Genomic DNA, 24561 nt, shown 5'->3' on the forward strand with positions numbered 1-24561 from the left:
TTGCCCGGGGGACACTGCATCCGATTGCGGCTTCGCCGCGGGCCGGACCCCCGGCAAATTCCGGGGTGACCGCTCATCGACCGGCCTCCTGCGTGGTGTTGAGGATGTTCACGCCCCTGAACAGGGCGGACGGGCAGCCGTGCGAGACCGCCGCGACCTGGCCCGGCTGGGCCTTTCCGCAGTTGAACGCGCCGCCCAGCACATACGTCTGCGGGCCGCCCACCTTCTCCATCGAGCCCCAGAAGTCCGTCGTCGTCGCCTGGTACGCGACATCCCGCAGCTGACCCGCCAGCTTGCCGTTCTCGATGCGGAAGAAGCGCTGCCCGGTGAACTGGAAGTTGTAGCGCTGCATGTCGATCGACCACGACCGGTCGCCGACCACATAGATGCCCCGCTCCACCCCGCCGATCAGATCCTCCGTCGACAGACCGCCCGGATCCGGCCGAAGCGAGACATTCGCCATCCGCTGCACCGGCACATGGCTGGGGGAGTCCGCGTACGCGCAGCCGTTGGACCTGCCGAGCCCCGTCAGCTTCGCGATCCGCCGGTCCAGCTGGTAGCCCACCAGCGTGCCGTCCTTCACCAGGTCCCACGACTGCGCCTCGACGCCCTCGTCGTCGTACCCGATCGTGGCCAGCCCGTGCTCCGCGGTCCGGTCGCCCGTCACATTCATCACCGAAGAGCCGTACGCCAGCATCCCCAGCTTGTCGAAGGTGGCGAAGGACGTCCCGGCATACGCCGCCTCGTACCCCAATGCCCGGTCCAGCTCCGTGGCGTGGCCGATCGACTCATGGATGGTCAGCCAGAGATTCGACGGGTCGACCACCAGGTCGTACCGCCCGGCCTCGACGCTCGGCGCGCGCATCTTCTCCGCGAGCAGCTCCGGGATCTGCTCCAGCTCGGAATCCCAGTCCCAGCCCGTGCCGGTCAGATACTCCCAGCCACGGCCGGCCGGCGGCGCGACCGTGCGCATCGAGTCGAATTCGCCGCTGCTCGGATCGACTGCGACCGCGGTCAGCTGCGGATGCAACCGCACGCGCTGCTGCGTGGTGACGGTGCCCGCGGTGTCGGCGTAGAACTTGTTCTCGTGGACGGTGATCAGCGAGGCGTCCACATGCGCAACGCCCTCCGCGCCCAGCAGCCGCTCGCTCCACTGCGCCAGCAGCGCGGTCTTCTCCTCGTCGGGTACCTCGAACGGGTTGATCTCGTACGAGGAGACCCATGTCCGCTCCGTGTGCACCGGCTCGTCCGCCAGCTCAACCCTCTCGTCGGAGCCCGCCGCCGCGATCACCTTCGCCGACAGCTTGGCCATCGCGATCGCCTGGCCGGCGACCCTGGCGGCCGCGTCCATGGTCATGTCGACCCCGGAGGCGAACCCCCAGGCGCCGCCGTGCACCACCCGTACCGCGTATCCGAGGTCCGTGGTGTCCGATGAGCCGGCGAGCTTGGCGTCGCGCAGCCGCCAGGCCGCGCTGCGTACGCGCTCGAAGCGGAAGTCGGCGTGCTCGGCTCCGAGCGCACGCGCCCGGGCGAGTGCCGCGTCGGCGAGGGCCCGCAGCGGCAGCGCTGTGAAGGCTTCGTCGATGGAATGAGGCACGGATGTCTCCTGTCGTTGAGACCGGTCGCCCGATCATGTCGCGCCGGAGGGGGCGTTGCCCAGCGCCATTCTGTAGGGACCCGACAGTGACTGGATGAAGGCGCTGTCAGGGCCCGATTCTCCGTGAGAGGGGCAGGACCGATAGTTTGCGTGAGTACCAGACCGCTATCGAAAGGGTGATCCGTTGAGCCGCTCGGTTCTCGTCACCGGAGGAAACCGGGGCATCGGCCTCGCCATCGCCCGCGCGTTCGCCGAAGCCGGCGACAAGGTCGCGATCACCTACCGGTCCGGCGAGCCGCCGGCCGGCTTCCTGGCCGTCAAGTGCGACATCACCGACGCCGAGCAGGTGGAGCAGGCCTACAAGGAGATCGAGGAGAAGCACGGTCCGGTGGAGGTGCTGGTGGCCAACGCCGGTGTCACCAAGGACCAGTTGCTGATGCGGATGTCCGAGGAGGACTTCACGTCCGTACTCGACACCAACCTCACCGGCACCTTCCGGGTCGTCAAGCGCGCCAACCGCGGCATGCTGCGCGCCAAGAAGGGCCGTGTCGTGCTGATCTCCTCCGTGGTCGGGCTGCTGGGCTCGGCGGGGCAGGCCAACTACGCCGCCTCCAAGGCCGGTCTCGTGGGCTTCGCCCGCTCCCTCGCCCGCGAGCTGGGCTCGCGGAACATCACGTTCAACGTCGTCGCACCCGGCTTTGTCGACACCGACATGACTCAGGCGCTCACGGACGAGCAGCGCGCGGGCATCGTCTCGCAGGTGCCGCTCGGCCGCTATGCGCAGCCGGAGGAGATCGCCGCCACGGTGCGCTTCCTCGCCTCCGACGACGCCTCGTACATCACTGGAGCCGTCATCCCCGTTGACGGCGGATTGGGCATGGGTCACTGATCACATGAGTGGAATCCTCGCCGGCAAGCGCATTCTCGTCACGGGTGTCCTCACCGAAGGGTCCATCGCCTTCCACGCAGCCAAGGTGGCGCAGGAGGAGGGCGCGGAGGTCATCCTGACCGGCTTCGGCCGGCTCACCCTCGTCGAGCGCATCGCCAAGCGGCTGCCCAAGCCCGTCCCGGTCATCGAGCTGGACGTCACCAACCAGGAGCACTTGGACGGCCTCGCGGACAAGATCCGCGAGCACTCCAGCGACGACTCGGGCCTCGACGGCATCGTGCACTCGATCGCCTTCGGCCCGCAGGCCGCGTTCAACTTCCTCGAGGCCGGCTGGGAGGACGTCTCCACCGCGGTGCAGGTCTCGGCGTACTCCTACAAGTCGCTGACCATGGCGTGCCTTCCGCTGATGGAGCGTGGCGGCTCGGTCGTCGGTCTCACCTTCGATGCGCAGATCGCCTGGCCGAAGTACGACTGGATGGGTGTGGCCAAGGCGGCCCTGGAGTCCACCAACCGCTACCTGGCCCGTGACCTGGGCCCCAAGGGCATCCGCTGCAACCTGATCGCGGCCGGCCCGATCAAGTCGATGGCCGCGAAGTCCATCCCGGGCTTCGAGGAGCTCGCGGACGTCTGGAACCACCGCGCGCCGATCGGCTGGGACCTGGCCGACCCCGACCCGGCCGGCCGTGGTGTCGTCGGTCTGCTCTCGGACTTCTTCCCGCGGACGACCGGCGAGATCGTTCACGTGGACGGCGGCGTGCACATGATGGGCGCCTGACCCCTCTCGTACGAGAACGACGCCCCGTTCACCGCTCAGTGCGGCGAGCGGGGCGTCGCCCATTCGGCCCCCCGGAGCGCGCGGCGCGTCGTGCGGACAGCGAGGCTGGAGAGGCAATCCCCCCTTGAGGTGCAGCCGCGGCGAGCGGGCCGCAGTACGGCCGAGGAGGTCCTGCTTGTGCGTACGACCCGCCGCTCCGCCTCCGTACTGGCCTCAGTGGCGCTCCTGCTGTGGACGTCGTCGACGGCCCTCTCCCAGCCCCAGTCCCGTACGTACGAGGCTGACTGCCGCACAGTCGTCGAGAGCTCCTGGGCCACCGGCTTCTGCCACAATCCCTACCCCGAGACCGACCGCGTCCGGCTGCACATCGAGTGCGAGCGCTGGTGGGACATCGACGTGGACAGCGCACCCGTCGAGATAGGCCCGGCCGGTTACGCCGAGCTCACCGACCGCTGCTGGAAAGAGATACGCGCGGTGTGGGTCAGTCACCAGCCCCTGCGGGACTCCGCAGGCACATGAACGGATAGCTCGCCGCCTCCGCGGCCGCCACATCGCCGTCGCCCGCGCGGATCGCCTCGACCATCCGCGCGTGGTCCATATGGTTCTCCGGGCGCAGTTCGCGGCCCACGTCGTCGCGCAGCCAGTCCCGCAGCAGATCGCCGAGGTCCGCGTAGAGCTCGCTGAGCACCTCGTTGTGTGAGGCCGCCACCACGGCCAGATGGAATGTCGTGTCGGCGGCGACGAACTGCTCCGCGTCGCCCGTGGCCCACGCCTCCTCGCGCCGGGCGAGGAGCGTGTCCAGCTGCTTGAGGTCGCGTTCGGTACGCCGTTCCGCGGCGAGGCGGGCTGCTGAGGACTCCAGCGTGGAGCGCAGCTCGGCGATGTGCCGGGGGTTGGCGTCGGCGAAGCGGCGGTGCATGACGCCGGCCAGCTCGCTGGTGGCCACGACGTACGTCCCCGAGCCCTGCCGGATATCCAGCAGTCCGTTGTGCGCGAGCGCGCGGACCGCTTCGCGGACGGTGTTACGGGCCACGCCGAGCTGCTCGACCAGTTCCGGTTCGGTGGGGATGCGTGAGCCCACCGGCCACTCGCCCGAGGTGATCTGGTTCCGCAGCTGGGCGATCACCTGGTCGGAGAGCGCGGAACGCCGGGGAGAGGTCAGCGCCATCGGGCTCCTTCCGTAGGGATTGGACAACCAATCATCCCATGATTCTATGATGGTCCGCATGCGTGAGATGTCCGACGAGACCCAGACTTTGAGCCCCGCTGCCACGGACCGTACCCCGGTCGCCTCCTTGGCCTCCGTGGAATCTCCCGCCCCGCGGCTCACTGTCTGGCTCACCCGGCTCGTGATCGCCGGGATCGTCCTCGCGGCACTCAATCTCCGCCCCGCCATCACCAGCCTCGGCGCGCTCCTCGAAGAGGCGCGCGTCGGGCTGCACATGAGCGGCAGCGTCGCCGGCGTCCTCACCTCCGTACCGCCGCTCTGCTTCGCGATCTTCGGGATCGCGGCGCCGCGGCTCGCCCGCCGTTTCGGCCCCGGTGCCGTCGTCTGCGCCGGCATGGTGGCCATCACGACCGGCCTGCTGATCCGGCCCTTCGCAGGCGGCACGGCGGGCTTCCTCGCCGCCAGCGCGCTTACCCTCATGGGCATCGCCGTCAGCAACGTCCTGATGCCGGTGATCGTCAAGCGCTACTTCCCCGACCGCGTCGGCTCCATGACCGGGCTGTACTCCATGGCGCTCGCGCTCGGCACCTCCGTCGCGGCCGCCGCGACCGTGCCCATGACCGAGGCGCTGGGCGGCAGTTGGCGGGTCGGCCTCGCGGTGTGGGCGGTCCTCGCCGCCCTCGCCGTACTGCCCTGGATCGGCATGGCCCGCGACCGAGGCGCGGCCGCGCGGAACACCGTGGCCGCACAAGCCCAGGATTCCCCGGCCCCCAGGATCACCCGGAGCCCCACCGCCTGGGCGCTCGGCTGCTTCTTCGGCCTCCAGGCCACCGGCGCGTACATCACCATGGGCTGGATGCCGCAGATCTTCCGCGACGCGGGAGTCTCCGCGGGCACGGCCGGGGCGCTGCTCGCCGTGACCATGGTGATGGGCGTGCCGCTCGCCTTCGTCATCCCGCGGCTCGCCACCCGGATGAAGACCCAGGGCCCGATCGTCGTCGCCCTCGGGCTGTGCGGGCTGACCGGCTATGCGGGCCTGTTCTTCGCTCCGGCCGCCGGAGCCTGGGCCTGGGCGCTGCTGCTCGGCGTCTCCAACTGCGCCTTCCCGCTCGCCCTCACCATGATCGGCATGCGGTCGAGGACCGGGGCCGGAGTCGTACGCCTCTCGGTCTTCGCCCAGTCCACCGGATATCTGATCTCCACCCCCGGCCCGCTGCTGGTGGGCGTGCTCTACCAGCACAGCGGCGGTTGGGGGCTGCCGATCGCGCTGATGGCAGGCCTGATCGTGCCGCAGATCGCGGTAGGCATCCTGGCCGGCCGGGACCGGACGATCGAGGACGAATGCTGAGATGCGAGACTGACTCCATGCCTGTGCTCGATCCGAACCCCTCGAACGGCCAGAAGAAGCTCCTGCTCGTCTTCGGCGCGATGATCGCCATCACGGTCGTCATCGCGGTGATCGCGTCCATCGCCTCGCCCTGACACGGTCGTTGCCCCGCCGAAAACCTGACGCGGTCGTTGCCCCGCCGAAAAAAGGGGGGCTAGCACCACCATCCCCTAGGGGGTCAGGCTCAGGGGGAAGTGGGTGGGTCACCGGATGGGCCCCCGCGCCCATGATCCGTAGGTTTGAAGCAACAAACCGCAGACCTACGGAGGCGGCCATGTCGGCCCACACGCACACGCGGTCCCACCCCAAGGCCACGGGCAGCGTCGACATCCGGCTGCCGTGGTGGGCACTCGCCCTGCCCATGCTCGCCTTCGTCGTTCTGCTCCTGCTGATCGCGGACCCCGCCCATGCACAGACCACGGGCGGCGAGCCGGCGGTCGGCCAGTTCCTCGAGCGCATTCAGCACAGCCTGTCCCGGTGACTGTCCCGCTGTCGGATTCACCCTTCGCGGGGGAGCCCGTCAACACCCTGCGCCCGCTGGCTCATTTCATGCGAAGCTGGGGTGCATGAGCGACGCCGTGTCTTCCGGGGGGACAGCCCCCGGATCCCCCGAGTCCCGCAGGATCGTCCTCCTCCGGCATGCGAAGGCCGACTGGCCGCAGGTGTCCGACCATGAGCGGCCGCTCGCCGAGCGCGGCCGTCTGGACGCGTCGACAGCCGGCCGCAGGCTGGCCGATACCGGTATCGCCCTCGACCTGGCTCTGTGCTCCACCGCGAGCAGAACCCGCGAGACCTGGAAGCTGGCGGTGCACGAGCTGCCGCACCGCCCCAAGACGGTGTACGAGGAGCGGCTGTACGACGCCTCCCTCGGCGAACTTATCGCGCTGCTCAACGAGACCCCTGACGAGGTGAACGACCTGCTCGTCATCGGCCACAACCCCGGGGTGCACGCGCTCGCCGACGCCCTCGCGGGCAAGGCCGAGGGTGAAGCGCTGGCCCGGATGACGCAGAGCGGTTTCCCGACCGCGGCGCTCGCGGTCGTCGGATTCACCGGCTCCTGGAAGTCGGTCGAGCACGGCGTGGGCACGCTGCTCGAATTCTGGGCGCCGCACACGTAACCCCCTGTGCCGTACATGAATCGGCCCCGGCGCGCGGTCACCGCGCCCGGGGCCTTTGCATGGGGTCTCTGACTGGGGACTAGTGCTCCTCGCCCTCGCCGTCCGCGGACTCGACCTCTTCGCGGGTGATGCCCAGCAGATAGAGGACAGTGTCCAGGAAGGGGACATTGACCGCGGTGTGGGCGGCCCGGCGGACGACGGGCTTGGCGTTGAAGGCGACGCCCAGACCGGCCGCGTTGAGCATGTCCAGATCATTCGCGCCGTCGCCGATCGCGACGGTCTGCGCCAGCGGCACGCCCGCCTCGGCCGCGAACCTGCGCAGCAGCCGGGCCTTGCCCGCGCGGTCCACGATCTCGCCGACGACACGGCCGGTGAGCTTCCCGTCCACGATCTCCAGCGTGTTCGCCGAGGCGAAGTCGAGTCCGAGTCGCGTCTTGAGGTCATCGGTGACCTGGGTGAATCCGCCCGACACGACGCCCACTTGGTAGCCGAGCCGCTTGAGCGTACGGATCAGGGTGCGGGCGCCGGGGGTCAGCCGGACTTCCGTGCGCACCTTGTCCACGACCGAGGCGTCGAGCCCTTCGAGCAGCGCCACGCGCGCGTGCAGGGACTGCTCGAAGTCCAGCTCCCCGCGCATCGCCGCGGCCGTGACCTCGGCGACCTTGTCCTCACAGCCCGCGTGTGCCGCGAACAGCTCGATGACCTCGTCCTGGATGAGCGTCGAGTCCACATCCATGACGACCAGGCGCTGGGCGCGGCGGTGCAGCCCGGCCGACACGACCGCCACATCGACGCCGATCCCGGCGGCCTCGGTGGCCAGGACGGTGCGCAGCGCCTCTGTCTCCGTACCGGACACCGCGAACTCCACGGCGGTGACGGGGTACTTGGCGAGCCGGAAGATACGGTCGATGTTCCCGCCGGTTGCGGTGATCCTGGCCGCTATGGCGGCGGTCGACTCGGCGGTGAGCGGGTGCCCGAGCACGGTGACATGCGAACGGCCACTTCCGCGGGGCCGGTTGTCGCCGGTGCCCGAGATGATCTCGGCCTGCAGCTTCAGCGACTCGGCCCAGTTGTGGACGGTGGCCCGGAGCTCGCCCTCGGCGGTGCCGCCGGCGGCCGGAGCGGTGACGAGGACGCACAGGACGATGCGGCCCCGCGTGACGACCTGCTCGATGTCGACGACGTCGACGGAGTAGGCGGCGAGGGTGTCGAAGAGCCCGGCGGTGATCCCGGGACGGTCCTTCCCGAAGATCTTGACGAGAAGGGTGGGTACGTCGGAGGTCTGCGATGCGCTCATGGTGTATCCACCGTATCGGGCGCACGTGGCGATGAGACGGGGCGTCCCGCCTGCCGGACGTTCCGGCCCCCGGGCCCCGCCTGGCGCCCGGGTCTCCGCCCGCCCGCCCCGGCCGCGTGCCCGCGCACCCCTCACCGGCGGCCCCTGGGCGCCCCGGGCGGCGGGGGCGGGCCCTCCTCGGGCGGCGTAGGCGACGCGCGGTACGGCGATGGTGGTGGCGGCGGCGGGGGCATCGGAGGCATCGGGCCCGCGACCGTGGGGGCACCGTGGATCTCCGGGGGCGGACGCAGATACGGGTTCGTGTCGTCGTTCGACGGGCGGTACGGCGGCACCAGGCGGTACGGACCTGGCAGCTCCGCCGCCGTCGGCACCGCAGCCTCCGCCGCCCACTCCGCCGGGGGCCCCGCCGCGGCCCGGCCGCCACCCCGCGTCCCGTACACCAGCAGTGCCCCCACCCCGCCCGCAGCCGCACCCCACGCCGCCCCCAGCAGCAGGGCCATGCCCACCTGACCGTGCAGCTCGATGCCCGCGCCGAACGCGTCGAAGCCCAGCACCGACAGCGACGCGTCCGCCGAGACGTCCGTCAGCCACACCAGCAGCGGCAGCGCCAGTGCCGTCACCACACCCAGCCGCAGCGCGCACCGCCCCGCGAACCCGGCCGCTGTCAGCCCGCCCGCCGGCGTACGTGCCGCCGCCAGCACCCCGGCGTACAGCATCATCACCGCGGTCGCGACGGCCAGCAGCCATACGCGACCGTCCAGTTCGGCCAGCCTGCCCACCGTCACCGGTTCGTCCGCCGAGACCCGCAGCAGTTCGTCCAGCGGATCCGGCAGCAGCTTCGCCAGCTCGCCCTTCGCCTCGCCGTCCCACGGCACGAACAGGCCCAACGGCACGCCCAGCCACACTCCGTTCGGCGCCCCGAGCAGCGCCGCACCCGTGATCCTCTTCGGGTGGTCGTCACCGATCGCCGCGTACGCCGCCGCCCCGTACCCCGCGAGGACCGCGACCAGCAGCACCGTCACGACCGCGGACGCCGCAGGCCGTACGACCCGCCGCAGCACCTGCCACACCGCCCCGCGCGGCAGTGGCGCACGCCGCGAGGCGAGAAGCGAGATAACCAGCACCCCGAGCACCCAGAACAGCGCGCCCGCCAGCGAATCCGCGGTGTTCACGCTGAACCCCACCGACGCCTGCGCGTCCACCAGGTCACCGAGCCGGTCCGGCAGAAGCCCCCCGATGTCGCCGAGGCCCGGCACCTCGATGCCGCCCCCGTCCCCGCCGAGCCCCGGCACCTTGTCGACGTCCAGCCCGAGCTTCGCCCCGTCGATCGTGATGACGTCGTGACCTGCCCACGCCAAGCCGCCGACCGTCGCGACGAACAGAATTGCCACCCCGCCCGCCCGCGCGGCGAGTTCGGTCCCCGAGATGTGCGGTCCCGCGCGGCGCAGCGAGCGTAGAAAGAAGTACGCAAGAAACAGTGCCCCGACCAGACCCACCCCAAGTGGCGTGATGTCGACGGCCGTCCGCGCCTGTGCACCTTCCAGCCCGAACGCGGACACATCACCTGCCGGAGTGACCGATCCGCCCACCGCGAGCACCACAGCCGCCGCTGTCATCGGCCCCAGCGACCCCGCCGAATCCGCGCCCAGCAGATGCAGTCCGAGCGCCGCCGCACCCGCCATCCCGACCAGCGCCCAGCTCACCGCCGCTATGGACGCCAGCACCACATCGCCCCACGGCACCTTGTCGCCACTGCCGCTCGCGTCCATCGGACCCCCCGATCCATGCTGGGTTTGACCCAGTTACCCCCACTCACGCATGATCCGTACGCACTGGTGGGCGCTTACCACTCTCCGGGCGTGTTTCTCCTCCGTCAACGGGCATCCCGAACGCGGTATTCACAAGGCCCGACTTTCGGATGCGGGACCGGGCCTGAAATAGTTCCTCACGATGTTCGCCATCCCTAGACTCCCTGTGATGGGGGTAACTCGGGGGACAAGTAGTGGGGCATGGAGTGCCGGAACTCGTACTGGAATTGAACGGAAGGACCTGGACTCTCGATCCGTCCAGGTCGTACACCCTGGGACGTGATCCGCAGGGCGACCTGGTGGTCGACGACGCCAGGGTCTCGTGGCGGCATGCCAGCATCAGCTGGGGCGGCCGCAGTTGGGTGATCGAGGACCACGGCAGCACCAACGGCACATACGTGCAGGGCCAGCGGATCCATCAGATGGAGATCGGCCCCGGCTCGGCAGTGCACTTGGGCAACGCCACCGACGGTCCGCGGCTGAACCTCTCGGGCGCGGCAGCCGGCGCGTACAGCGCGCAGGGCGCGGCCCCTCAGCAGCAGGCGGCCAAGCAGCAGGCCCCGGCCCACCAGGCCCCGGTCCAGCAGCCGCAGCAGCAGGGCGCTCCCGGCTGGGCGGCCGCTCAGCAGGCGCCGGCTCAACAACCGCAGCAGGCCTGGCAGCAACAGCCGCCGCAGGCACAGGTCCCGCACCAGCAGGGACCGGGTGGCGCCGGCGGTGTCGCGGGGGCTCCGCCGGTGTACGGGGACCGCAGCCCGACCACCTTCCATCAGCTGGCCCTCGGCCGGGTGATGCGCATCGGTCGTGCGCTCGAGAACGAACTGGTCGTCTCCGACCTTCAGGTCTCGCGCAACCACGCCGAGTTCGTGGCCACGCCCGACGGCCGCTTCGAGATCCGCGACCTCGGATCCCACAACGGCACGTACGTCAACGGCCAGCCGATCGCCAAGTCCGGCACGGCGCTCATCGGCCCGAACGACATCGTCGGCGTCGGCCACTCGACCTTCCGCCTCGTCGGCGACCGGCTCGAGGAGTTCGTCGACACCGGTGAGGTCTCCTTCTCCGCCCGCCACCTCACGGTGACGGTCGACGGCGGCAAGCAGATCCTGCGGGACGTCTCCTTCGGCGTACCGGAGAAGTCGCTCATCGGCGTCATCGGCCCCTCGGGCTCCGGCAAGTCCACCCTGCTCAAGGCGCTCACCGGCTACCGGCCCGCCAACCAGGGCGACGTGCTCTACGACAACCGCAGCCTCTACAAGCAGTTCGCCGAGCTGCGCCAGCGCATCGGACTGGTCCCGCAGGACGACATCCTGCACAAGGAGCTGACCGTCCGTAAGGCGCTCAAGTACGCCGCCAAGCTCCGCTTCCCCGGCGACACCGCCGAGGCCGAGCGCGAGGCCCGTATCGACGAGGTACTGCGCGAGCTCAAGCTCGACATCCACAAGGAAAAGAAGGTCACCTCGCTTTCCGGCGGTCAGCGCAAGCGCGTCTCCGTCGCGCTCGAGCTGCTGACCAAGCCGTCGCTGATATTCCTGGACGAGCCGACATCCGGCCTCGACCCGGGTATGGACCGCGACGTCATGCAGCTGCTGCGCGGCCTTGCCGACGACGGCCGCACCGTCCTGGTGGTCACCCACTCCGTGGCCGAGCTGGCGCTCTGCGACAAGCTCCTCGTCATGGCCCCGGGCGGCTCGGTCGCGTACTTCGGGCCGCCGGAGGAAGCGCTCAACTTCTTCGGTTACAGCACCTGGGCCGATGTCTTCTCGGCGTTCGAGAACTACCGTGACTACGACTGGGCGGGCCGCTGGCGCGGCTCGCAGCACTACCAGATGTACGCCGCGGACATCGACGCCGTTGCCGCGCAGCAGGTACACATGCCGCCCGCGCAGCAGATGCGCCCGCCGAAGCCGCAGAGCTGGGGCTCCCAGCTGTGGACGCTGATCCGCAGGTACTCCTCGGTCATCGCGTCCGACAAGGGCTTCCTGGGCCTGATGGTGATCCTGCCCGCGGTCCTCGGTCTGGTCAGCGTGGTCATCCCGGCGAAGTTCGGCCTCGCGCCGCCCACGCCGCCGAACAAGTTCAACGGCGACGCCGGCACGATCATGCTGATCCTCGCGGTCGGCATGTGCTTCTCGGGCGCGGCCAACTCCGTACGAGAACTGATCAAGGAACGGGTCATCTACGAACGGGAACGGGCCACCGGTCTGGCCCGCTCGGCGTATCTGATGTCCAAGGTGATCGTCCTCGGCGTGATCACGGCCATCCAGGGCGTCATCATCTGCGGCATCGGCTTCGCCACCCGCGACCTGCCCGAAGAGGGCCTGATCATGCCGCCGGCCGTCGAGATCTGCCTTGTCGTCATCGCTCTGGGCTTCACCTCGATGATGTTCGGCCTGGTCATCTCCTCGCTGGTGAAGACCGCCGAGAAGACCATGCCGCTGCTGGTCATGTTCGCGATCGTCCAGGTCGTCTTCACCGGCATCCTCTTCCAGGTCTACGGCTCGCCCGGCCTGGAGCAGTTCGCCTGGCTGATGCCGTCCCGCTGGGCCATCGCCGGCGCGGGTGCGACGCTCGACCTGTCGCATCTGATGCCGCCGTGGGACCCGAACAAGCCCGAGGACCTGGACCCGCTGTGGGAGCACTCGGCGGGCCAGTGGGGCCTGAACATCACGATCCTGCTTGTGATCGGCGTCATCTGCGGCGTCGCGGTCGCGCGACTGCTGCGCCGCCACGAGCCTGAGGTCATGCGCAAGTAAGGGCCATCGCAGTGCGCCGAAGAGCGGCACCCCCGTGTGGGGTGCCGCTCTTCGGCGTATGTCCTGCGGCTGTCCTGCTGAGACTCAGTAGGCGCTGTTGACGTTGTCGATCGAGCCGTAGCGGTCGGCGGCGTAGTTGGCCGCGGCCGTGATGTTGGCGACCGGGTCGTACTGGCTGTTGGGGGTACCGGCGACGTGGTACGCGTCGAACGTCGGCTTGATGACCTGCAGCAGGCCGATCGACGGGACGCCGTTGATGGCGTTGATGTCCCAGTTGTTGATGGCGTTCGGGTTGCCGCTGGACTCACGCATGATGTTGCGGTGCAGCCCGTCGTAGGTGCCGGGGATGCCGTGCTTCTTCATGATGGACAGCGACTCCTTGATCCAGCCGTCAAGGTTGTTCGCGAAGACCGGCTTGCGGGCGGCGGCGCGGCTGGCGGCCTGCTCGGCAGCGCGCTTCTTCGCGGCGGCCTTGGCGGCAGCGGCGGCAGCCTTCTTCTTGGCCTCGGCGTTCGCCTTGGCCTTGGCGTGGGCCACGGCCTGGGCGTGGGCCACAGACTTGGCGTGAGCCACGGTCTGGGCGTGGGCCTTCGCCGCGGCAGCGGCCTGCTTCTTCGCGGCAGCCGCCTTCTGCTGGGCAGCAGCCGACTCCTGCTTGGCGATGGCCGCCTGCGCAGCGGTCGTCTGCGCGGCGTTGACAGACTCGGTCTCGGCGGAAGCGTTGCCGGGGACGAGGGAGAACGTGAGGGCTGCGACGCCGGCGGCGGCGATACCGGCGATCGAGACCTTGTGGGTCTTGGTCATACGGGTGCTGGACGCGGACATACAGATACCTCGTTCGAATAGCGGAAGTCGCATCAGGCCGGGGAGGCGCTGCGCTCCTCGGCGGCGACGGACGCAATTCTTAGCGGCAGCAAAAAGCTGTGGCAAAGGTGTGACGTACGACCCGCGGTAGTGGATATGGGTGTCGCGAAGACGCCCATTTGCCCATTGAGTCCCCGCTCACACGTCCTTTATGTGTCCACTAGAGTGGTTCGTAAGTGACGTGCGTCCTATGTGCGGGCTCACATTGGGCGAGTGCCAATCTCACCGTGCGTTGCTTCAGCAATGCAAAGGGTGATGGCTTTCATTCGGAAGTATGAGGTGGCTGTCGCCAAACTCGTGCCAGAGGTAGAGATGCCGCAGCGCCTCCCCGTACGAGCGGCCCAGCGCCTCCCGCCCGGCGATGGCCTCCAGCATCAGCAGATGCGATGCCTCCGGCTCGTGCAGCCCGGTCAGCAGCCCGTCCACGGCGCGCACCCCGCGCCTCGGCGTGATGACCAGGTCCGTCAAGCCCGATGCCGCATGCACCACGCCGTCGGGGCGCGCCGCCGACTCCAGGGCGCGTACGGCCGTCGTGCCGACCGCGACAATCCGGCCTCCGCCCACCCGAGCGGTATTCACCAGCCACGCCGTCGTCGCAGGCACCTCGAAGCGCTCCGGGTACGGCGGCTCGTGCGCCTCGGCCGAAGCCACCCCCGTATGCAGAGTGATCGGCGCGAACTGCACGCCCCGGCTCACCAGTTGCGCCACCAGCCGCGCCGTGAAGGGCCGCGCGGCACTCGGCATCTCCGCGGAGCCCGCGCCGCCGGGGGAGGGGAGCGCGAAGACCGTCTGATACGCGGACAGAGGCTGGTCCTGGGCCGTGTACCCGTACCGGATCGGCCGTCCGTACCGGCGCAGCAGCCCCGGTACGTCCACCGAGACCGAAGCCCACCACAGCCGGTCCGCGCCAGGGGCAAGGGGCTCCTCCAGCACGAGGTGTTCGCCCCCCGGAAGCCGTACGACGGCTCCTGACGGACCGCCGGCGCGCGGCAGGGTGCTGCCCGATCCGTCGGGGCGGCGCAGCTCCACCGCCCAGCGCCCGTCGTCCCCGCGCGTCGAGAAGTGCACGACGACGACCGCGCCGCCGACCCGCCCGCCCACGGCGGCGGGCAGTGTGGTGGACGTATTGACCACCAGGACGTCACCGGCGCGCAGCTGGCCGGGAAGGTCCCGGAAGGCGTGGTGGGAGACCTCGGTCCCGCGCGAGACCATGAGCCGTACGTCGTCCCGCCCGGAGCCGCGCACCTCCGCCGGCACCCGGGCCGAGAGCTCCTCGGGCACCCGCAGAGCATCCAGCACGGCTGTTCCTCCTGGCACGGCTGTCATCGGGCCGACTCCGCGAGCGCGGGGGCCGCGTACCGCCCGCTCACCGGCCGCTCGGCGAGCAGCCGCAGGAAGCCCGGCACCACCGACTCCGGCGCCGGGCGCGGGTCCTCGTCCTCCGGGACGGCGGCCGCGTACAGATCCGTCTGCATGTCACCCGGGTCGACCGTCCACACCCGCAGTTCCGGCTCCTCGACCGCCAGGACCGCGGCGAGGTGGTCGAGCGCCGCCTTCGAGGCTCCGTAGCCGCCCCACGTCTCGTACGCCTCAGCCCCCGCGTCCGAGCTGACCGCGATCACCGTGCCCGCGTCCGCCGCCCGCAGCAGCGGCAGTGCCTCCTGTACGAGACCGAGCGCCGCGACCACGTTGGTCTCCAGCGCCGCCCGCAGCCCCTCCAGCGGCAGCGCCTCCAGCCGCACCAGCGGCTCGGCACCGAGCGCGCTCGCATTGCTCACCAGCAGGTCGAGCCCGCCGAGCCCACGGGCCGCGGCCAGCAGCTCCCCGCGATGCCCGGCATCGGTGACGTCGCCCGCCACCGCCACCACCCGTGTCCCGTGCGCGCCGATGCCTCGCGCGCTCTCCTGAAGTACGTCCGCGGTCCTGGCGCCCAGCACCAGGTCCCAGCCGCGCCGGGCGAGAGCGGTCGCGAGCGCGCGCCCCAGCCCCTTCGAAGCCCCGGTGATCACCGCTACCGGCATGATGTCCATCCCCTTGTCCGCGTCTTTGGCCCCAACCTAGGAACGCGGCCACGCCCGCCGCCTCGTGCCCGGGACCCCACCCGCCAAGGAACTTCGACCTACGTCCACAGCCCCATGCGGCTGCCCGTCCCCGGCCCGATACGGACTGTCACAGCCCGCCGGTACGGTGAGGTCATGAGTCACCGACCCGGTTCCGGCCTCGCCGCCGTGAGCACCGCGCTCCTCGCGATGAGCAGGCATCTCGAGGTGCGTGACGTGCTGAAGACGATCGTCGCCTCGGCGCGCGAGCTCCTCGACGCCGAGTACGCGGCGCTGGGCGTCCCCGACGACCACGGCGGCTTCGCCCAGTTCGTGGTCGACGGCGTGAGCGACGCGCAGTGGAAGGCGATCGGCCCGCTCCCGCGGCAGCACGGCATCCTCGCCGCGATGCTCCGGGACGCGAAGACGGAGCGCCTCGCGGATGTGCGCAAGGACCCCCGCTTCGAGGGCTGGCCGTCCGCCCACCCGGACATGTCCGACTTCCTCGGTCTGCCCGTCAAGGACGGCGACGAGACGATCGGCGCGCTCTTCCTCGCCAACAAGAGGTGCCCGAAGCCGGACGGCGGTTGCGGCTTCACCGCCGAGGACGAGGAGCTCCTCTCGATCCTCGCCCAGCACGCCGCGATAGCGCTCACCAACGCCCGGCTGTACGAACGCAGCCGTGAGCTCACGATCGCGGAGGAACGATCCCGCCTGGCCCACGAGTTGCACGACGCGGTCAGCCAGAAGCTGTTCTCGCTCAGGCTGACCGCGCAGGCCGCGGCCGCGCTCGTGGACCGCGACCCCGCCCGCGCCAAGGGCGAGTTGCAGCAGATCGCGGAGCTCGCCGCCGAGGCCGCGGACGAACTGCGCGCCGCTGTCGTCGAGTTGCGCCCCGCCGCCCTCGACGAGGACGGCCTGGTCAACACTCTCCGTACGCAGATCCAGGTCCTGGACCGGGCGCACACCGCGCGGGTCACCTTCGACACCCGCGGCATCCGTGCGCTGCCCGCCGCGCAGGAGGAGGCCCTGCTCCGGGTCGCCCAGGAGGCCCTGCACAACGCACTGCGGCACTCCGGCGCCGGCGAGGTCGACGTGGTCCTGGTCCGCCGCGGCCAGGGCGCGGTCCTCAGCGTCACGGACAACGGCAAGGGCTTCGATCCGAGGACGGTCCGCCGGGCCGGCCGCCATCTGGGACTGGTCTCGATGCGCGACCGGGCGAGCGGCGTCGGTGGAAGGCTCACCGTGGAATCGGCGCCCGGAAAAGGCACCACGATCGAGATGGAGGCCCCCGGTGGCTGACGATGTGCCCAGTTCGAAGACCGGGATTTCGAAGACCGGGATGATCCGTGTGCTGCTGGTCGACGATCACCAGGTGGTCCGCCGGGGCCTGCGTACCTTCCTCGAGATCCAGGACGACATCGAGGTCGTCGGTGAAGCCGCGGACGGGGCCGAAGGGGTCGCCCGCGCCGAGGAGTTGAAGCCGGACGTGGTCCTGATGGACGTCAAGATGCCCGGCACCGACGGCATCGAGGCGCTCCGCAAACTCCGCGAACTCGCCAACCCCGCGAAGGTGTTGATCGTCACCAGCTTCACCGAACAGCGTACGGTCGTGCCCGCCCTGCGCGCGGGCGCGTCGGGGTACGTCTACAAGGACGTGGACCCGGAGGCGCTGGCCGGGGCGATCCGCTCCGTACACGCGGGCCATGTGCTGCTCCAGCCTGAGGTTGCGGGCGCGCTCCTGGCGCAGGACGCCCCGGGCAACGGCACGGGGCGCGGCGGCACCCTCACCGAACGCGAGAAGGAGGTCCTGGGCCTGATCGCGGACGGCCGCTCCAACCGTGAGATCGCCCGGGCGCTCGTCCTGTCCGAGAAAACCGTCAAGACACACGTCTCGAACATTCTGATGAAGCTGGACCTGGCGGATCGCACCCAAGCGGCGCTGTGGGCCGTCCGGCATGGCCTGACGAGCTAACCGGTCCGTCTCGCTCCGGTCTGAGATTCATACCGTCGGGTGGATGTCACCTGTCCGGCGCATCCTGATCGACTCGGCGCCGTTGTCCATGGCGTGCTGCGGCGGCCGGCCGCAGCGAACGCTCAGGAGGATTTCGAAGTGAAGAACCTGAAGAAGGCCGCTGCCCTCACCATGGTCGCCGGGAGCCTCGTCGCCGCCGGCGCGGGTGTCGCGTCCGCCACCACCGGTGCGCACGCGGACGGCACGGCTGCGGGCTCCCCGGGCGTTGCCTCCGGCAACGTGGTTCAGGTGCCGGTCCACGTCCCGGTGAACGTCGTCGGCAACACCGTGAACGTGATCGGCGCCCTCAACCCGGCGTTCGGGAACTACGGCTACAACGGCTGACGGGTCACGCCCCACGGCAACCACCCGCTCTGTTTCCAGGGTTCGTGGTTGCCGTGGGCCGGGGGCGTTGGTGGTGCTGTCCGGTGGTGGGTCTCGCGGTTTCCAGGGTTCATAGTTGGCGTGGGCCGGGGGCGTTGGTGGTGCTGTCCGGTGGGTGGTTTCGCGGTTTCCAGCGTTCGTGGTTGGCGTGGGTCAGGGGACGTTGGCGGTTGCTGCCCGGTGGTGGGTCCCGCGGGCGAACCCATGCACCGCCCCGGGCTCGGAGGAGCCCCGGAATCCGCACCGCACGGCACCGGGCGCCCCGGAGCCGCGGCCCGGACTCCCGCGTCAGCGCGATCCGCGCCCCGCGTCAGCGCGATCCGCGTTCGCGCTCCTCCACGTACGCGTTGTACGCCGCCACCTGTGCCCGTCTCGCCACCCGTTCCACCGGGCGCAGCGCCTCCACCCGCGCCGACATCTCCGATGCGCTCACCGCCCCGCCGTGGCCGTTCTCGTACGCCACCGAGACCAGCAGCCCGACCCGCTGAGCCAGCTCCAACACCCGTACCGCCCGCGGCGGATACCCGGGCGCCAGCGCCTCGCGGCCCCGCTCGGCCCGCGCCCGGTAGGCGTCGATCGCCGCCTCCGCCACCGGGCCCGACGCCGCCACATCGAGCCGCGACAGCACCTCCGTCGCGTCCCGCAGCGCCTCAGCGAGCTCCCGCTCCGCCTCCCCGAGCGAGGGCACGTCCGCGGGCGGCGCCTCCCGTACCGGCAGGCAGTGCCAGACGACCTCCACATGCTGATCACCCGCGGGCCCCGCCTCGTACACCTCGGGCACCAGCCCGTACGCCGCGCCCGAGGCGACGACCGCCTCTTCCGCGTCGAGCGCCCGCGCGTTGAACTCCGGTGGCCCGCTGAGCCCCAGCGGATGCCCCGGCGCGGGCAGCGCGACCCGGTACCCGGTCACCCCGAGCGCACGCAGCCGCCCCAGCGCCAGCGTGAGCCCGACCGGGCCCGCCTCGCCCGGCAGACCCTCCACCCGGTGCACCGCGTCGTCGCCGACGATGGCGAGCGCCGCGTCATCCGGTGATACAAATCCGGCCAACAGGGCATTTCCCCATGCGGCCAGCCGTCCTGAGCGTGGTTCGGAAAGCATGGACCCAGCCTAGGGACCGGACCGGGGGACCGGGCCACCCGACCGGTGGCGTAGGTTTTCCCTGGGAGCCGCGCCCACAGGTGCACAAACGCCCCCCAACTACCTCAAGACGATTGCATGGGGAGACAACGCGCTCATGAGCGATGTACTGGAGCTGGTGGACGTATCCGTGGTCCGCGACGGACGCGCTCTGGTGGACGACGTCTCCTGGTCGGTCAAGGAGGGCGAGCGCTGGGTCATCCTCGGCCCCAACGGCGCCGGCAAGACCACCCTCCTCAACATCGCGTCAAGCTACCTCTTCCCGACCACCGGCACGGCGAAGATCCTGGGCGAGCGCCTCGGCACCGCCGGTGTCGATGTATTCGAGCTCCGCCCCCGCATCGGCATGGCCGGCATCGCCATGGCCGAGAAGCTGCCCAAGCGCCAGACCGTGCTGCAGACCGTCCTCACCGCCGCGTACGGCATGACCGCAACCTGGCACGAGGACTACGACGCCGTCGACGAGGAGCGCGCCCGCGCCTTCCTCGACCGGCTCGGCATGACCGACTTCCTGGACCGCGAGTTCGGCACGCTCTCCGAGGGCGAGCGCAAGCGCACCATGATCGCCCGCGCGATGATGACCGACCCCGAGCTGCTGCTCCTGGACGAGCCGGCCGCCGGTCTCGACCTCGGCGGCCGCGAGGACCTGGTCCGCCGCCTCGGCCGCCTCGCCCGCGACCCGTACGCCCCCTCCATGGTCATGGTCACGCACCATGTCGAGGAGATCGCTCCGGGGTTCACCCATGTCCTGATGATCCGTCAGGGCAAGGTGCTGGCCGCCGGCCCCATGGAGACCGAGCTGACCTCGCGCAATCTCTCGCTCTGCTTCGGCCTCCCGCTCCTCGTCGAGAGCAACGGCGAGCGCTGGACCGCCCAGGGCCTCCCGCTCGGCTGACCACAGGGCCTCCCGCTCGGCTGACCGACGGTCCCGGGCCGGAGCGGCTGACCTGATCCGGACCCTGCCGTCGCCCACTGTCCCTGCCACGACCGGCGGACCTACCATGACCATGTGGAAATCGACGCATGGGTGTGGTGGCTGATCGGCGCGGTCGGACTGGGCATTCCGCTCGTCCTGACAGCGATGCCCGAATTCGGAATGTTCTCCGCCGGAGCAGTGGCCGCGGCCGTGGTCGCGGCGCTCGGCGGCGGCACGGTGGCCCAGGTGCTGGTCTTCGCCGTGGTGTCCGTCGCACTCATCGCGGTCGTACGCCCCATCGCGACCCGTCACAGATCCCAGAGCCCCCAGTTCGCCAGCGGGATCGACGCACTGAAGGGCCGTCAGGCCGTCGTCCTGGAGCGGGTCGACGGCAGCGGCGGCCGGATCAAACTCGCCGGCGAGGTATGGTCCGCACGCGCACTCGACGCGGACATGTCCTACGAGGCGGGCCAGCAGGTCGACGTCGTGGAGATCGACGGAGCCACCGCCGTGGTCATGTGACCAAGAGAAGCCGAACGCCCCCCACACCAGGCCGTGTTCTGGGAAACTCGATCATCAGAATCATCCGGCAGCGAAGGGCACAGGGAACACGATGCAACCGATCATCATCGTCCTGATCATTCTGGTGGTGCTGGTCTTCATCGCCCTCATCAAGACGATCCAGGTCATCCCGCAGGCCAGTGCCGCCATCGTCGAGCGCTTCGGGCGCTACACCCGCACCCTCAACGCGGGCCTGAACATCGTCGTCCCGTTCATCGACTCGATCCGCAACCGCATCGACCTGCGTGAACAGGTCGTCCCCTTCCCGCCCCAGCCGGTGATCACCCAGGACAACCTGGTGGTCAACATCGACACGGTCATCTATTACCAGGTGACCGACGCCCGGGCCGCGACGTACGAGGTCGCCAGTTACATCCAGGCGATCGAGCAGCTCACCGTCACCACCCTCCGCAACATCATCGGCGGCATGGACCTGGAGCGGACCCTGACCTCCCGCGAGGAGATCAACGCGGCCCTGCGCGGCGTCCTCGACGAAGCCACCGGCAAGTGGGGCATCCGCGTCAACCGTGTCGAGCTCAAGGCGATCGAGCCGCCCACCTCCATCCAGGACTCGATGGAGAAGCAGATGCGCGCCGACCGTGACAAGCGCGCCGCGATCCTCACCGCCGAGGGCATCCGCCAGTCGCAGATCCTCACCGCCGAAGGTGAGAAGCAGTCCGCGATCCTGCGCGCCGAAGGTGAGGCCAAGGCGGCCGCGCTGCGCGCCGAGGGCGAGGCCCAGGCCATCCGTACGGTCTTCGAGTCCATCCACGCCGGAGACGCCGACCAGAAGCTCCTCGCCTACCAGTACCTCCAGATGCTCCCGAAGATCGCCGAGGGCGACGCCAACAAGCTCTGGATCGTGCCCAGCGAGATCGGCGACGCGCTCAAGGGCCTCAGCGGCGCCATGGGCAACTTCAATCCGATGGCAGGCATGGGCGGCGGCTCAGGATCCGGATCCGGCAACTCCGGCGGCGGCAACGGCACGGAGCGCCGCGAGCAGCCCCCCATCGACTGACCAGGCAGACCCTCAGGCATGATCGGTGCACCCGGCACCGATCATCGAGGGGCTCACCGTGACCATCTGGGAGATGCTCGCCGTCTTCGCCGCGGGTATCGGCGCCGGCACGATCAACACCATCGTCGGTTCGGGAACGCTGATCACCTTCCCGGTGCTCCTTGCCACCGGCCTCCCCCCGGTCACCGCCACCGTCTCCAACGCCCTCGGCCTGATCCCCGGCTCGGTCAGCGGAGCCATCGGCTACCGCGCCGAACTCACCGGCCAGCGCAGCCGCCTCCTGCGCCTGAGCATCGCCGCCGCGATCGGCGGCATCAGCGGAGCCGTACTCCTGCTGATGCTTCCCCCCACGGCCTTCGAGACGATCGTGCCGGTACTGGTCGCGCTCGCCCTCATCCTGGTGATCCTCCAGCCGCGCATCGCCAAGGCCGTCCAGCGCCGCCGCGACCACAACGGCACCCACACCCACCCCGATGGCGGCCCGCTCCTGTTCACCGGACTGCTGCTCGCCAGCGTCTACGGCGGCTACTTCACCGCGGCCCAGGGGATCATCTACATCTCCCTCATGGGCATGCTGGTCGACGACACCATGCAGCGCCTCAACGCCGCCAAGAACGTCCTCGCCGCCGTCGTCAACAGCATCGCCGCGCTCTTCTTCCTCTTCGTCGCGGACTTCGACTGGACGGCCGTCCTGCTGATCGCGGTCGGCTCCGCCATCGGCGGCCAGCTCGGCGCGAAGATCGGCCGCCGCCTCCCGCCCACCGCGCTGCGCGCGCTGATCGTGGCGGTCGGCACCGTCGCCATCGTCCAGCTGCTGCTCCGCTGACGCACAAAGGCCCGCCCTCGTCCGAGAGCGGGCCTTCACCGACTGGTTCTCGCGTTACGCGGCGGGCTGGGCCGCCAGCCACCCCGGCAGCTCCGACCGCTCACCGACCCGCATCCCGAGCAGCATCGCGTCCGCCGGAGACGGTACGAAGGGCTGGTGCAGCAGCGGCATCCCCGCCTGCTCCGGCGTACGGTCCGCTTTGCGGTGATTGTCCTCGGCGCAGGACGCCACCGTGTTCAGCCAGCTGTCCGCACCACCGTGCGACCGCGGCACCACGTGGTCCACGGTCGTGGCGCGCCTACCGCAGTACGCGCACCGGTGCTGGTCCCGTACCAGCACACCCCGCCTCGACCACGGCGCCTGTCTTCGGAACGGCACCCGGACATAGCGGCACAGCCTGATCACCCGGGGCACCGGAAGATCGACAGCGGCGGCGCGCACACGGAGTCCGGGGTGGGCCTGCTCGACCACGGCCTTGTCCTGCAGCACCAGAACCACAGCACGGTTGAGTGTCACCGTCGACAGCGGCTCGAAGCTCGCATTCAGCACCAGCGTGTCACGCATCTCGCCCACCTCCCGTTCGCCGGCCCAGCCCGTTGCGGGCCTTGGGCTTGGATCAACTCTGGCCGGGCGCGCCGAGATGGACAACGCAATAAAAGATGCCCTGCCCTGATCTCTCCAAGACCAGGGCAGGGCAAACAAGAAACGAACGCTGAGCTCTACGAGGGACCCTCGTACTCGGCGATCAGCTGCGCACGGGCAAGCGTGTGGAACCGCAGATTGAACCCCACGGCCGCGGGCGGGACATCCGCGTCCGGGCCGAGCTTCTCGCTGTCCACCGCGTACACCGTGAACACATAGCGGTGGTTCTCACCGGCCGGCGGAGCGGCGCCGCCGAAGTCCTTCGACCCATAGTCGTTACGGACCTGAACCGCGCCCTCGGGCAGCCCCTCGAACTTCCCGCTGCCCGCACCCGCAGGCAGCTCAGTGACCGACGCCGGGATGTCGAAGAGCACCCAGTGCCAGAACCCGCTGCCCGTGGGCGCATCCGGATCGAAGCACGTCACGGCGAAGCTCCTGGTCTCGGCCGGGAAACCCTCCCACCGCAGGTGCGGCGAGGTGTTGCCCGCCGCGTAGACCTGGGCGTCCTTCAGCACCGACCCCGGCGCGATGTCATCACTCACCACCGTGAACGACGGCACCGCCGGATGAAAGTCGTGCGGAAGCGGCGCCCTCTTGAGCTCGGTCACGTCTGAACCTCCGATTCGGCTGTTCTGCCTGTCTGTCGGTCTGCCTGCCCTGCCTGATCCGAGCCTAGAGCCAGTTACGACGCCCACCGACGTCCGCGAGCCACTGGTTGAGGTACGCCGCCCAGTCGGTCGACTGGAAGTCGTGGTGCCCCACCTTGAAGGCCTTGTACGAGTCGCTGCCCTCGCTGAACAGCCCCGGCTTCTTGTCCATCTCGAGGATGACGTCCATCTCGCGGTCGTCCGCGACGAAGGTCAACTCGATCTGGTTCAGCCCGCGGTACTGCTGCGGCGGGAAGAACTCGATCTCCTGGTAGAAGGGCAGCCGCTGCCGCGTCCCACGGATGTGCCCGCGCTCCATGTCCGCGCTCTTGAAGCGGAAGCCCAGCTGGATGAAGGCGTCCAGGATCGCCTGCTGCGCCGGCAGCGGGTGCACATTGATCGGGTCCAGGTCGCCCGAGTCCACGGCCCGCGCGATCTCCAGCTCCGTCGTCACACCGATGTTCATCCCGCGCAGCTGCTGGCCCTGGATGCTGGTGACCGGGGTCTCCCACGGAATCTCCAGACCGAACGGCACCACGTGCACCGCCCCGGCCTTCACCTCGAACGCGTCACCCAGCCGCTGCTTGGTGAACTCGATGTCCTGCTTGACCTCCTGGTCACCGCCCTCGACCTCGACCCGCGCCTGCAGACCGACGGAGAGCCCCTCGATCTGCTGATCCACCGAACCGCCCTGGATGCGCACCTCGCCCTGGACGA

Annotated in this window: 26 protein-coding genes (1 of these 26 only partly in view); 15 read left to right on the forward strand and 11 right to left on the reverse strand. The window is 70.0% G+C overall.

Going from position 1 to position 24561, the window contains the following annotated elements:
- Positions 1–73: 73 nt before the first annotated feature.
- Positions 74–1597, reverse strand: a complete 1524-nt coding sequence (locus tag QFZ67_RS30680; protein ID WP_307664305.1) for a TldD/PmbA family protein — start codon at positions 1595–1597, stop codon at positions 74–76.
- Between the two features lie 184 nt (positions 1598–1781).
- Between QFZ67_RS30680 and fabG the strand changes: the two genes are divergently transcribed.
- The 3 genes from fabG (at position 1782) to QFZ67_RS30695 (ending at position 3780) form a co-directional block, all read left to right on the forward strand.
- Complete coding sequence (gene fabG, locus QFZ67_RS30685) at positions 1782–2486, forward strand: 3-oxoacyl-[acyl-carrier-protein] reductase (protein ID WP_307664306.1); 705 nt, start codon at positions 1782–1784, stop codon at positions 2484–2486.
- Positions 2487–2490: 4 nt separating this feature from the next.
- The gene (fabI, locus tag QFZ67_RS30690) at positions 2491–3261 is read left to right on the forward strand and encodes an enoyl-ACP reductase FabI (RefSeq protein WP_307664307.1); all 771 of its coding nucleotides are present in this window, start codon (positions 2491–2493) and stop codon (positions 3259–3261) included.
- A 177-nt stretch (positions 3262–3438) separates the two neighbouring features.
- Positions 3439–3780: a hypothetical protein gene (locus QFZ67_RS30695; protein ID WP_307664308.1), complete on the forward strand. Its 342-nt coding sequence runs from the start codon at positions 3439–3441 to the stop codon at positions 3778–3780.
- Here the strand turns inward: QFZ67_RS30695 and QFZ67_RS30700 are convergent.
- Positions 3743–4429 carry a FadR/GntR family transcriptional regulator gene (locus tag QFZ67_RS30700; protein WP_307664309.1) on the reverse strand — a complete coding sequence of 229 codons (687 nt, stop codon included), beginning with the start codon at positions 4427–4429 and terminating at the stop codon, positions 3743–3745. The two genes, QFZ67_RS30695 and QFZ67_RS30700, sit on opposite strands and share 38 nt — an antisense overlap.
- 67 nt (positions 4430–4496) lie before the next feature.
- On the opposite strand from QFZ67_RS30700, the gene QFZ67_RS30705 reads away from it, so the two are divergent.
- From QFZ67_RS30705 to QFZ67_RS30720, 4 genes are all read left to right on the forward strand, one after another.
- Positions 4497–5777, forward strand: a complete 1281-nt coding sequence (locus QFZ67_RS30705) for a CynX/NimT family MFS transporter (RefSeq protein WP_307666024.1) — start codon at positions 4497–4499, stop codon at positions 5775–5777.
- A 17-nt stretch (positions 5778–5794) separates the two neighbouring features.
- The gene (locus tag QFZ67_RS30710; protein ID WP_307664310.1) at positions 5795–5911 is read left to right on the forward strand and encodes an SGM_5486 family transporter-associated protein; all 117 of its coding nucleotides are present in this window, start codon (positions 5795–5797) and stop codon (positions 5909–5911) included.
- Between the two features lie 179 nt (positions 5912–6090).
- Positions 6091–6297: a hypothetical protein gene (locus QFZ67_RS30715; protein ID WP_307664311.1), complete on the forward strand. Its 207-nt coding sequence runs from the start codon at positions 6091–6093 to the stop codon at positions 6295–6297.
- Positions 6298–6382: 85 nt separating this feature from the next.
- Complete coding sequence (locus QFZ67_RS30720; protein WP_307664312.1) at positions 6383–6934, forward strand: histidine phosphatase family protein; 552 nt, start codon at positions 6383–6385, stop codon at positions 6932–6934.
- A 79-nt stretch (positions 6935–7013) separates the two neighbouring features.
- Here QFZ67_RS30720 and serB read toward each other — a convergent pair whose 3' ends face one another.
- Both serB and QFZ67_RS30730 read right to left on the reverse strand, forming a co-directional pair.
- Positions 7014–8231 carry a phosphoserine phosphatase SerB gene (gene serB / locus QFZ67_RS30725; RefSeq protein ID WP_307664313.1) on the reverse strand — a complete coding sequence of 406 codons (1218 nt, stop codon included), beginning with the start codon at positions 8229–8231 and terminating at the stop codon, positions 7014–7016.
- A 131-nt stretch (positions 8232–8362) separates the two neighbouring features.
- The gene (locus tag QFZ67_RS30730; RefSeq protein WP_307664314.1) at positions 8363–10000 is read right to left on the reverse strand and encodes a streptophobe family protein; all 1638 of its coding nucleotides are present in this window, start codon (positions 9998–10000) and stop codon (positions 8363–8365) included.
- Positions 10001–10233: 233 nt separating this feature from the next.
- Between QFZ67_RS30730 and QFZ67_RS30735 the strand changes: the two genes are divergently transcribed.
- Positions 10234–12795: an FHA domain-containing protein gene (locus QFZ67_RS30735; RefSeq protein WP_307664315.1), complete on the forward strand. Its 2562-nt coding sequence runs from the start codon at positions 10234–10236 to the stop codon at positions 12793–12795.
- A gap of 84 nt (positions 12796–12879) precedes the next feature.
- Here QFZ67_RS30735 and QFZ67_RS30740 read toward each other — a convergent pair whose 3' ends face one another.
- The 3 genes from QFZ67_RS30740 to QFZ67_RS30750 form a co-directional block, all read right to left on the reverse strand.
- Positions 12880–13620 (reverse strand): transglycosylase SLT domain-containing protein, encoded by a 741-nt coding sequence (locus QFZ67_RS30740; RefSeq protein ID WP_307664316.1) that lies wholly within the window; start codon positions 13618–13620, stop codon positions 12880–12882.
- A 276-nt stretch (positions 13621–13896) separates the two neighbouring features.
- On the reverse strand, positions 13897–14985 hold the full coding sequence (locus QFZ67_RS30745; RefSeq protein WP_307664317.1) for an S-adenosylmethionine:tRNA ribosyltransferase-isomerase: 1089 nt from the start codon (positions 14983–14985) through the stop codon (positions 13897–13899).
- A complete protein-coding gene (locus QFZ67_RS30750) occupies positions 14982–15680 on the reverse strand; it encodes an SDR family oxidoreductase (protein WP_307666025.1) in 699 nt (232 codons plus the stop codon). Before QFZ67_RS30750 ends, QFZ67_RS30745 begins: the two co-directional genes overlap by 4 nt.
- Before the next feature lie 174 nt (positions 15681–15854).
- On the opposite strand from QFZ67_RS30750, the gene QFZ67_RS30755 reads away from it, so the two are divergent.
- The 3 genes from QFZ67_RS30755 to QFZ67_RS30765 all read left to right on the forward strand — a co-directional run bounded on the left by QFZ67_RS30755 (position 15855) and on the right by QFZ67_RS30765 (position 18057).
- A complete protein-coding gene (locus QFZ67_RS30755; protein WP_307664318.1) occupies positions 15855–17000 on the forward strand; it encodes a GAF domain-containing sensor histidine kinase in 1146 nt (381 codons plus the stop codon).
- Positions 17001–17040: 40 nt separating this feature from the next.
- On the forward strand, positions 17041–17673 hold the full coding sequence (locus tag QFZ67_RS30760; protein ID WP_307666026.1) for a response regulator transcription factor: 633 nt from the start codon (positions 17041–17043) through the stop codon (positions 17671–17673).
- A gap of 138 nt (positions 17674–17811) precedes the next feature.
- A complete protein-coding gene (locus QFZ67_RS30765) occupies positions 17812–18057 on the forward strand; it encodes a chaplin family protein (protein WP_307664319.1) in 246 nt (81 codons plus the stop codon).
- A gap of 349 nt (positions 18058–18406) precedes the next feature.
- On the opposite strand, the gene QFZ67_RS30770 is transcribed toward QFZ67_RS30765, so the two are convergent.
- Entirely contained in the window at positions 18407–19195 is a 789-nt protein-coding gene (locus QFZ67_RS30770) for a hypothetical protein (RefSeq protein ID WP_307664320.1), read from the reverse strand.
- A 136-nt stretch (positions 19196–19331) separates the two neighbouring features.
- Here QFZ67_RS30770 and QFZ67_RS30775 point away from each other — a divergent pair, with 136 nt between their 5' ends.
- The 4 genes from QFZ67_RS30775 (at position 19332) to QFZ67_RS30790 (ending at position 22555) form a co-directional block, all read left to right on the forward strand.
- Entirely contained in the window at positions 19332–20129 is a 798-nt protein-coding gene (locus tag QFZ67_RS30775; RefSeq protein WP_307664321.1) for an ABC transporter ATP-binding protein, read from the forward strand.
- Positions 20130–20243: 114 nt separating this feature from the next.
- Positions 20244–20672, forward strand: coding sequence for an NfeD family protein (locus QFZ67_RS30780; RefSeq protein ID WP_307664322.1), 429 nt, complete (start codon positions 20244–20246; stop codon positions 20670–20672).
- A 91-nt stretch (positions 20673–20763) separates the two neighbouring features.
- Positions 20764–21729: an SPFH domain-containing protein gene (locus QFZ67_RS30785; RefSeq protein WP_307664323.1), complete on the forward strand. Its 966-nt coding sequence runs from the start codon at positions 20764–20766 to the stop codon at positions 21727–21729.
- 58 nt (positions 21730–21787) lie between these two features.
- Positions 21788–22555: a sulfite exporter TauE/SafE family protein gene (locus QFZ67_RS30790; protein ID WP_307664324.1), complete on the forward strand. Its 768-nt coding sequence runs from the start codon at positions 21788–21790 to the stop codon at positions 22553–22555.
- Positions 22556–22609: 54 nt separating this feature from the next.
- Here the strand turns inward: QFZ67_RS30790 and QFZ67_RS30795 are convergent, their stop codons facing one another.
- The 3 genes from QFZ67_RS30795 to QFZ67_RS30805 all read right to left on the reverse strand — a co-directional run.
- The gene (locus QFZ67_RS30795) at positions 22610–23119 is read right to left on the reverse strand and encodes an HNH endonuclease (protein WP_307664325.1); all 510 of its coding nucleotides are present in this window, start codon (positions 23117–23119) and stop codon (positions 22610–22612) included.
- Between the two features lie 155 nt (positions 23120–23274).
- Positions 23275–23805, reverse strand: a complete 531-nt coding sequence (locus QFZ67_RS30800) for a YbhB/YbcL family Raf kinase inhibitor-like protein (RefSeq protein WP_307664326.1) — start codon at positions 23803–23805, stop codon at positions 23275–23277.
- Positions 23806–23869: 64 nt separating this feature from the next.
- Positions 23870–24561 carry the 3' portion of a sporulation protein gene (locus QFZ67_RS30805; RefSeq protein ID WP_307664327.1) on the reverse strand. It continues 91 nt past the right edge of the window, so only the last 692 of its 783 coding nucleotides appear in the window; its start codon lies beyond the right edge, outside the window; the stop codon is at positions 23870–23872.

Origin of the sequence: Streptomyces sp. V1I1, assembly GCF_030817355.1 — a bacterium.
In the GTDB taxonomy this organism is placed as follows: Bacteria; Actinomycetota; Actinomycetes; order Streptomycetales; family Streptomycetaceae; genus Streptomyces.

Coding starts and splice junctions, on each gene's coding strand:
- fabI (WP_307664307.1), top strand. CDS start 2,491: ATGAGTGGAATCCTCGCCGGCAAGCGCATTCTCGTCACGGGTGTCCTC.
- QFZ67_RS30700 (WP_307664309.1), bottom strand. CDS start 4,429: ATGGCGCTGACCTCTCCCCGGCGTTCCGCGCTCTCCGACCAGGTGATC.
- QFZ67_RS30705 (WP_307666024.1), top strand. CDS start 4,497: ATGTCCGACGAGACCCAGACTTTGAGCCCCGCTGCCACGGACCGTACC.
- QFZ67_RS30710 (WP_307664310.1), top strand. CDS start 5,795: ATGCCTGTGCTCGATCCGAACCCCTCGAACGGCCAGAAGAAGCTCCTG.
- QFZ67_RS30715 (WP_307664311.1), top strand. CDS start 6,091: ATGTCGGCCCACACGCACACGCGGTCCCACCCCAAGGCCACGGGCAGC.
- QFZ67_RS30720 (WP_307664312.1), top strand. CDS start 6,383: ATGAGCGACGCCGTGTCTTCCGGGGGGACAGCCCCCGGATCCCCCGAG.
- serB (WP_307664313.1), bottom strand. CDS start 8,231: ATGAGCGCATCGCAGACCTCCGACGTACCCACCCTTCTCGTCAAGATC.
- QFZ67_RS30730 (WP_307664314.1), bottom strand. CDS start 10,000: ATGGACGCGAGCGGCAGTGGCGACAAGGTGCCGTGGGGCGATGTGGTG.
- QFZ67_RS30740 (WP_307664316.1), bottom strand. CDS start 13,620: ATGTCCGCGTCCAGCACCCGTATGACCAAGACCCACAAGGTCTCGATC.
- QFZ67_RS30745 (WP_307664317.1), bottom strand. CDS start 14,985: ATGACAGCCGTGCCAGGAGGAACAGCCGTGCTGGATGCTCTGCGGGTG.
- QFZ67_RS30750 (WP_307666025.1), bottom strand. CDS start 15,680: ATGCCGGTAGCGGTGATCACCGGGGCTTCGAAGGGGCTGGGGCGCGCG.
- QFZ67_RS30755 (WP_307664318.1), top strand. CDS start 15,855: ATGAGTCACCGACCCGGTTCCGGCCTCGCCGCCGTGAGCACCGCGCTC.
- QFZ67_RS30760 (WP_307666026.1), top strand. CDS start 17,041: ATGATCCGTGTGCTGCTGGTCGACGATCACCAGGTGGTCCGCCGGGGC.
- QFZ67_RS30770 (WP_307664320.1), bottom strand. CDS start 19,195: ATGCTTTCCGAACCACGCTCAGGACGGCTGGCCGCATGGGGAAATGCC.
- QFZ67_RS30775 (WP_307664321.1), top strand. CDS start 19,332: ATGAGCGATGTACTGGAGCTGGTGGACGTATCCGTGGTCCGCGACGGA.
- QFZ67_RS30785 (WP_307664323.1), top strand. CDS start 20,764: ATGCAACCGATCATCATCGTCCTGATCATTCTGGTGGTGCTGGTCTTC.
- QFZ67_RS30795 (WP_307664325.1), bottom strand. CDS start 23,119: ATGCGTGACACGCTGGTGCTGAATGCGAGCTTCGAGCCGCTGTCGACG.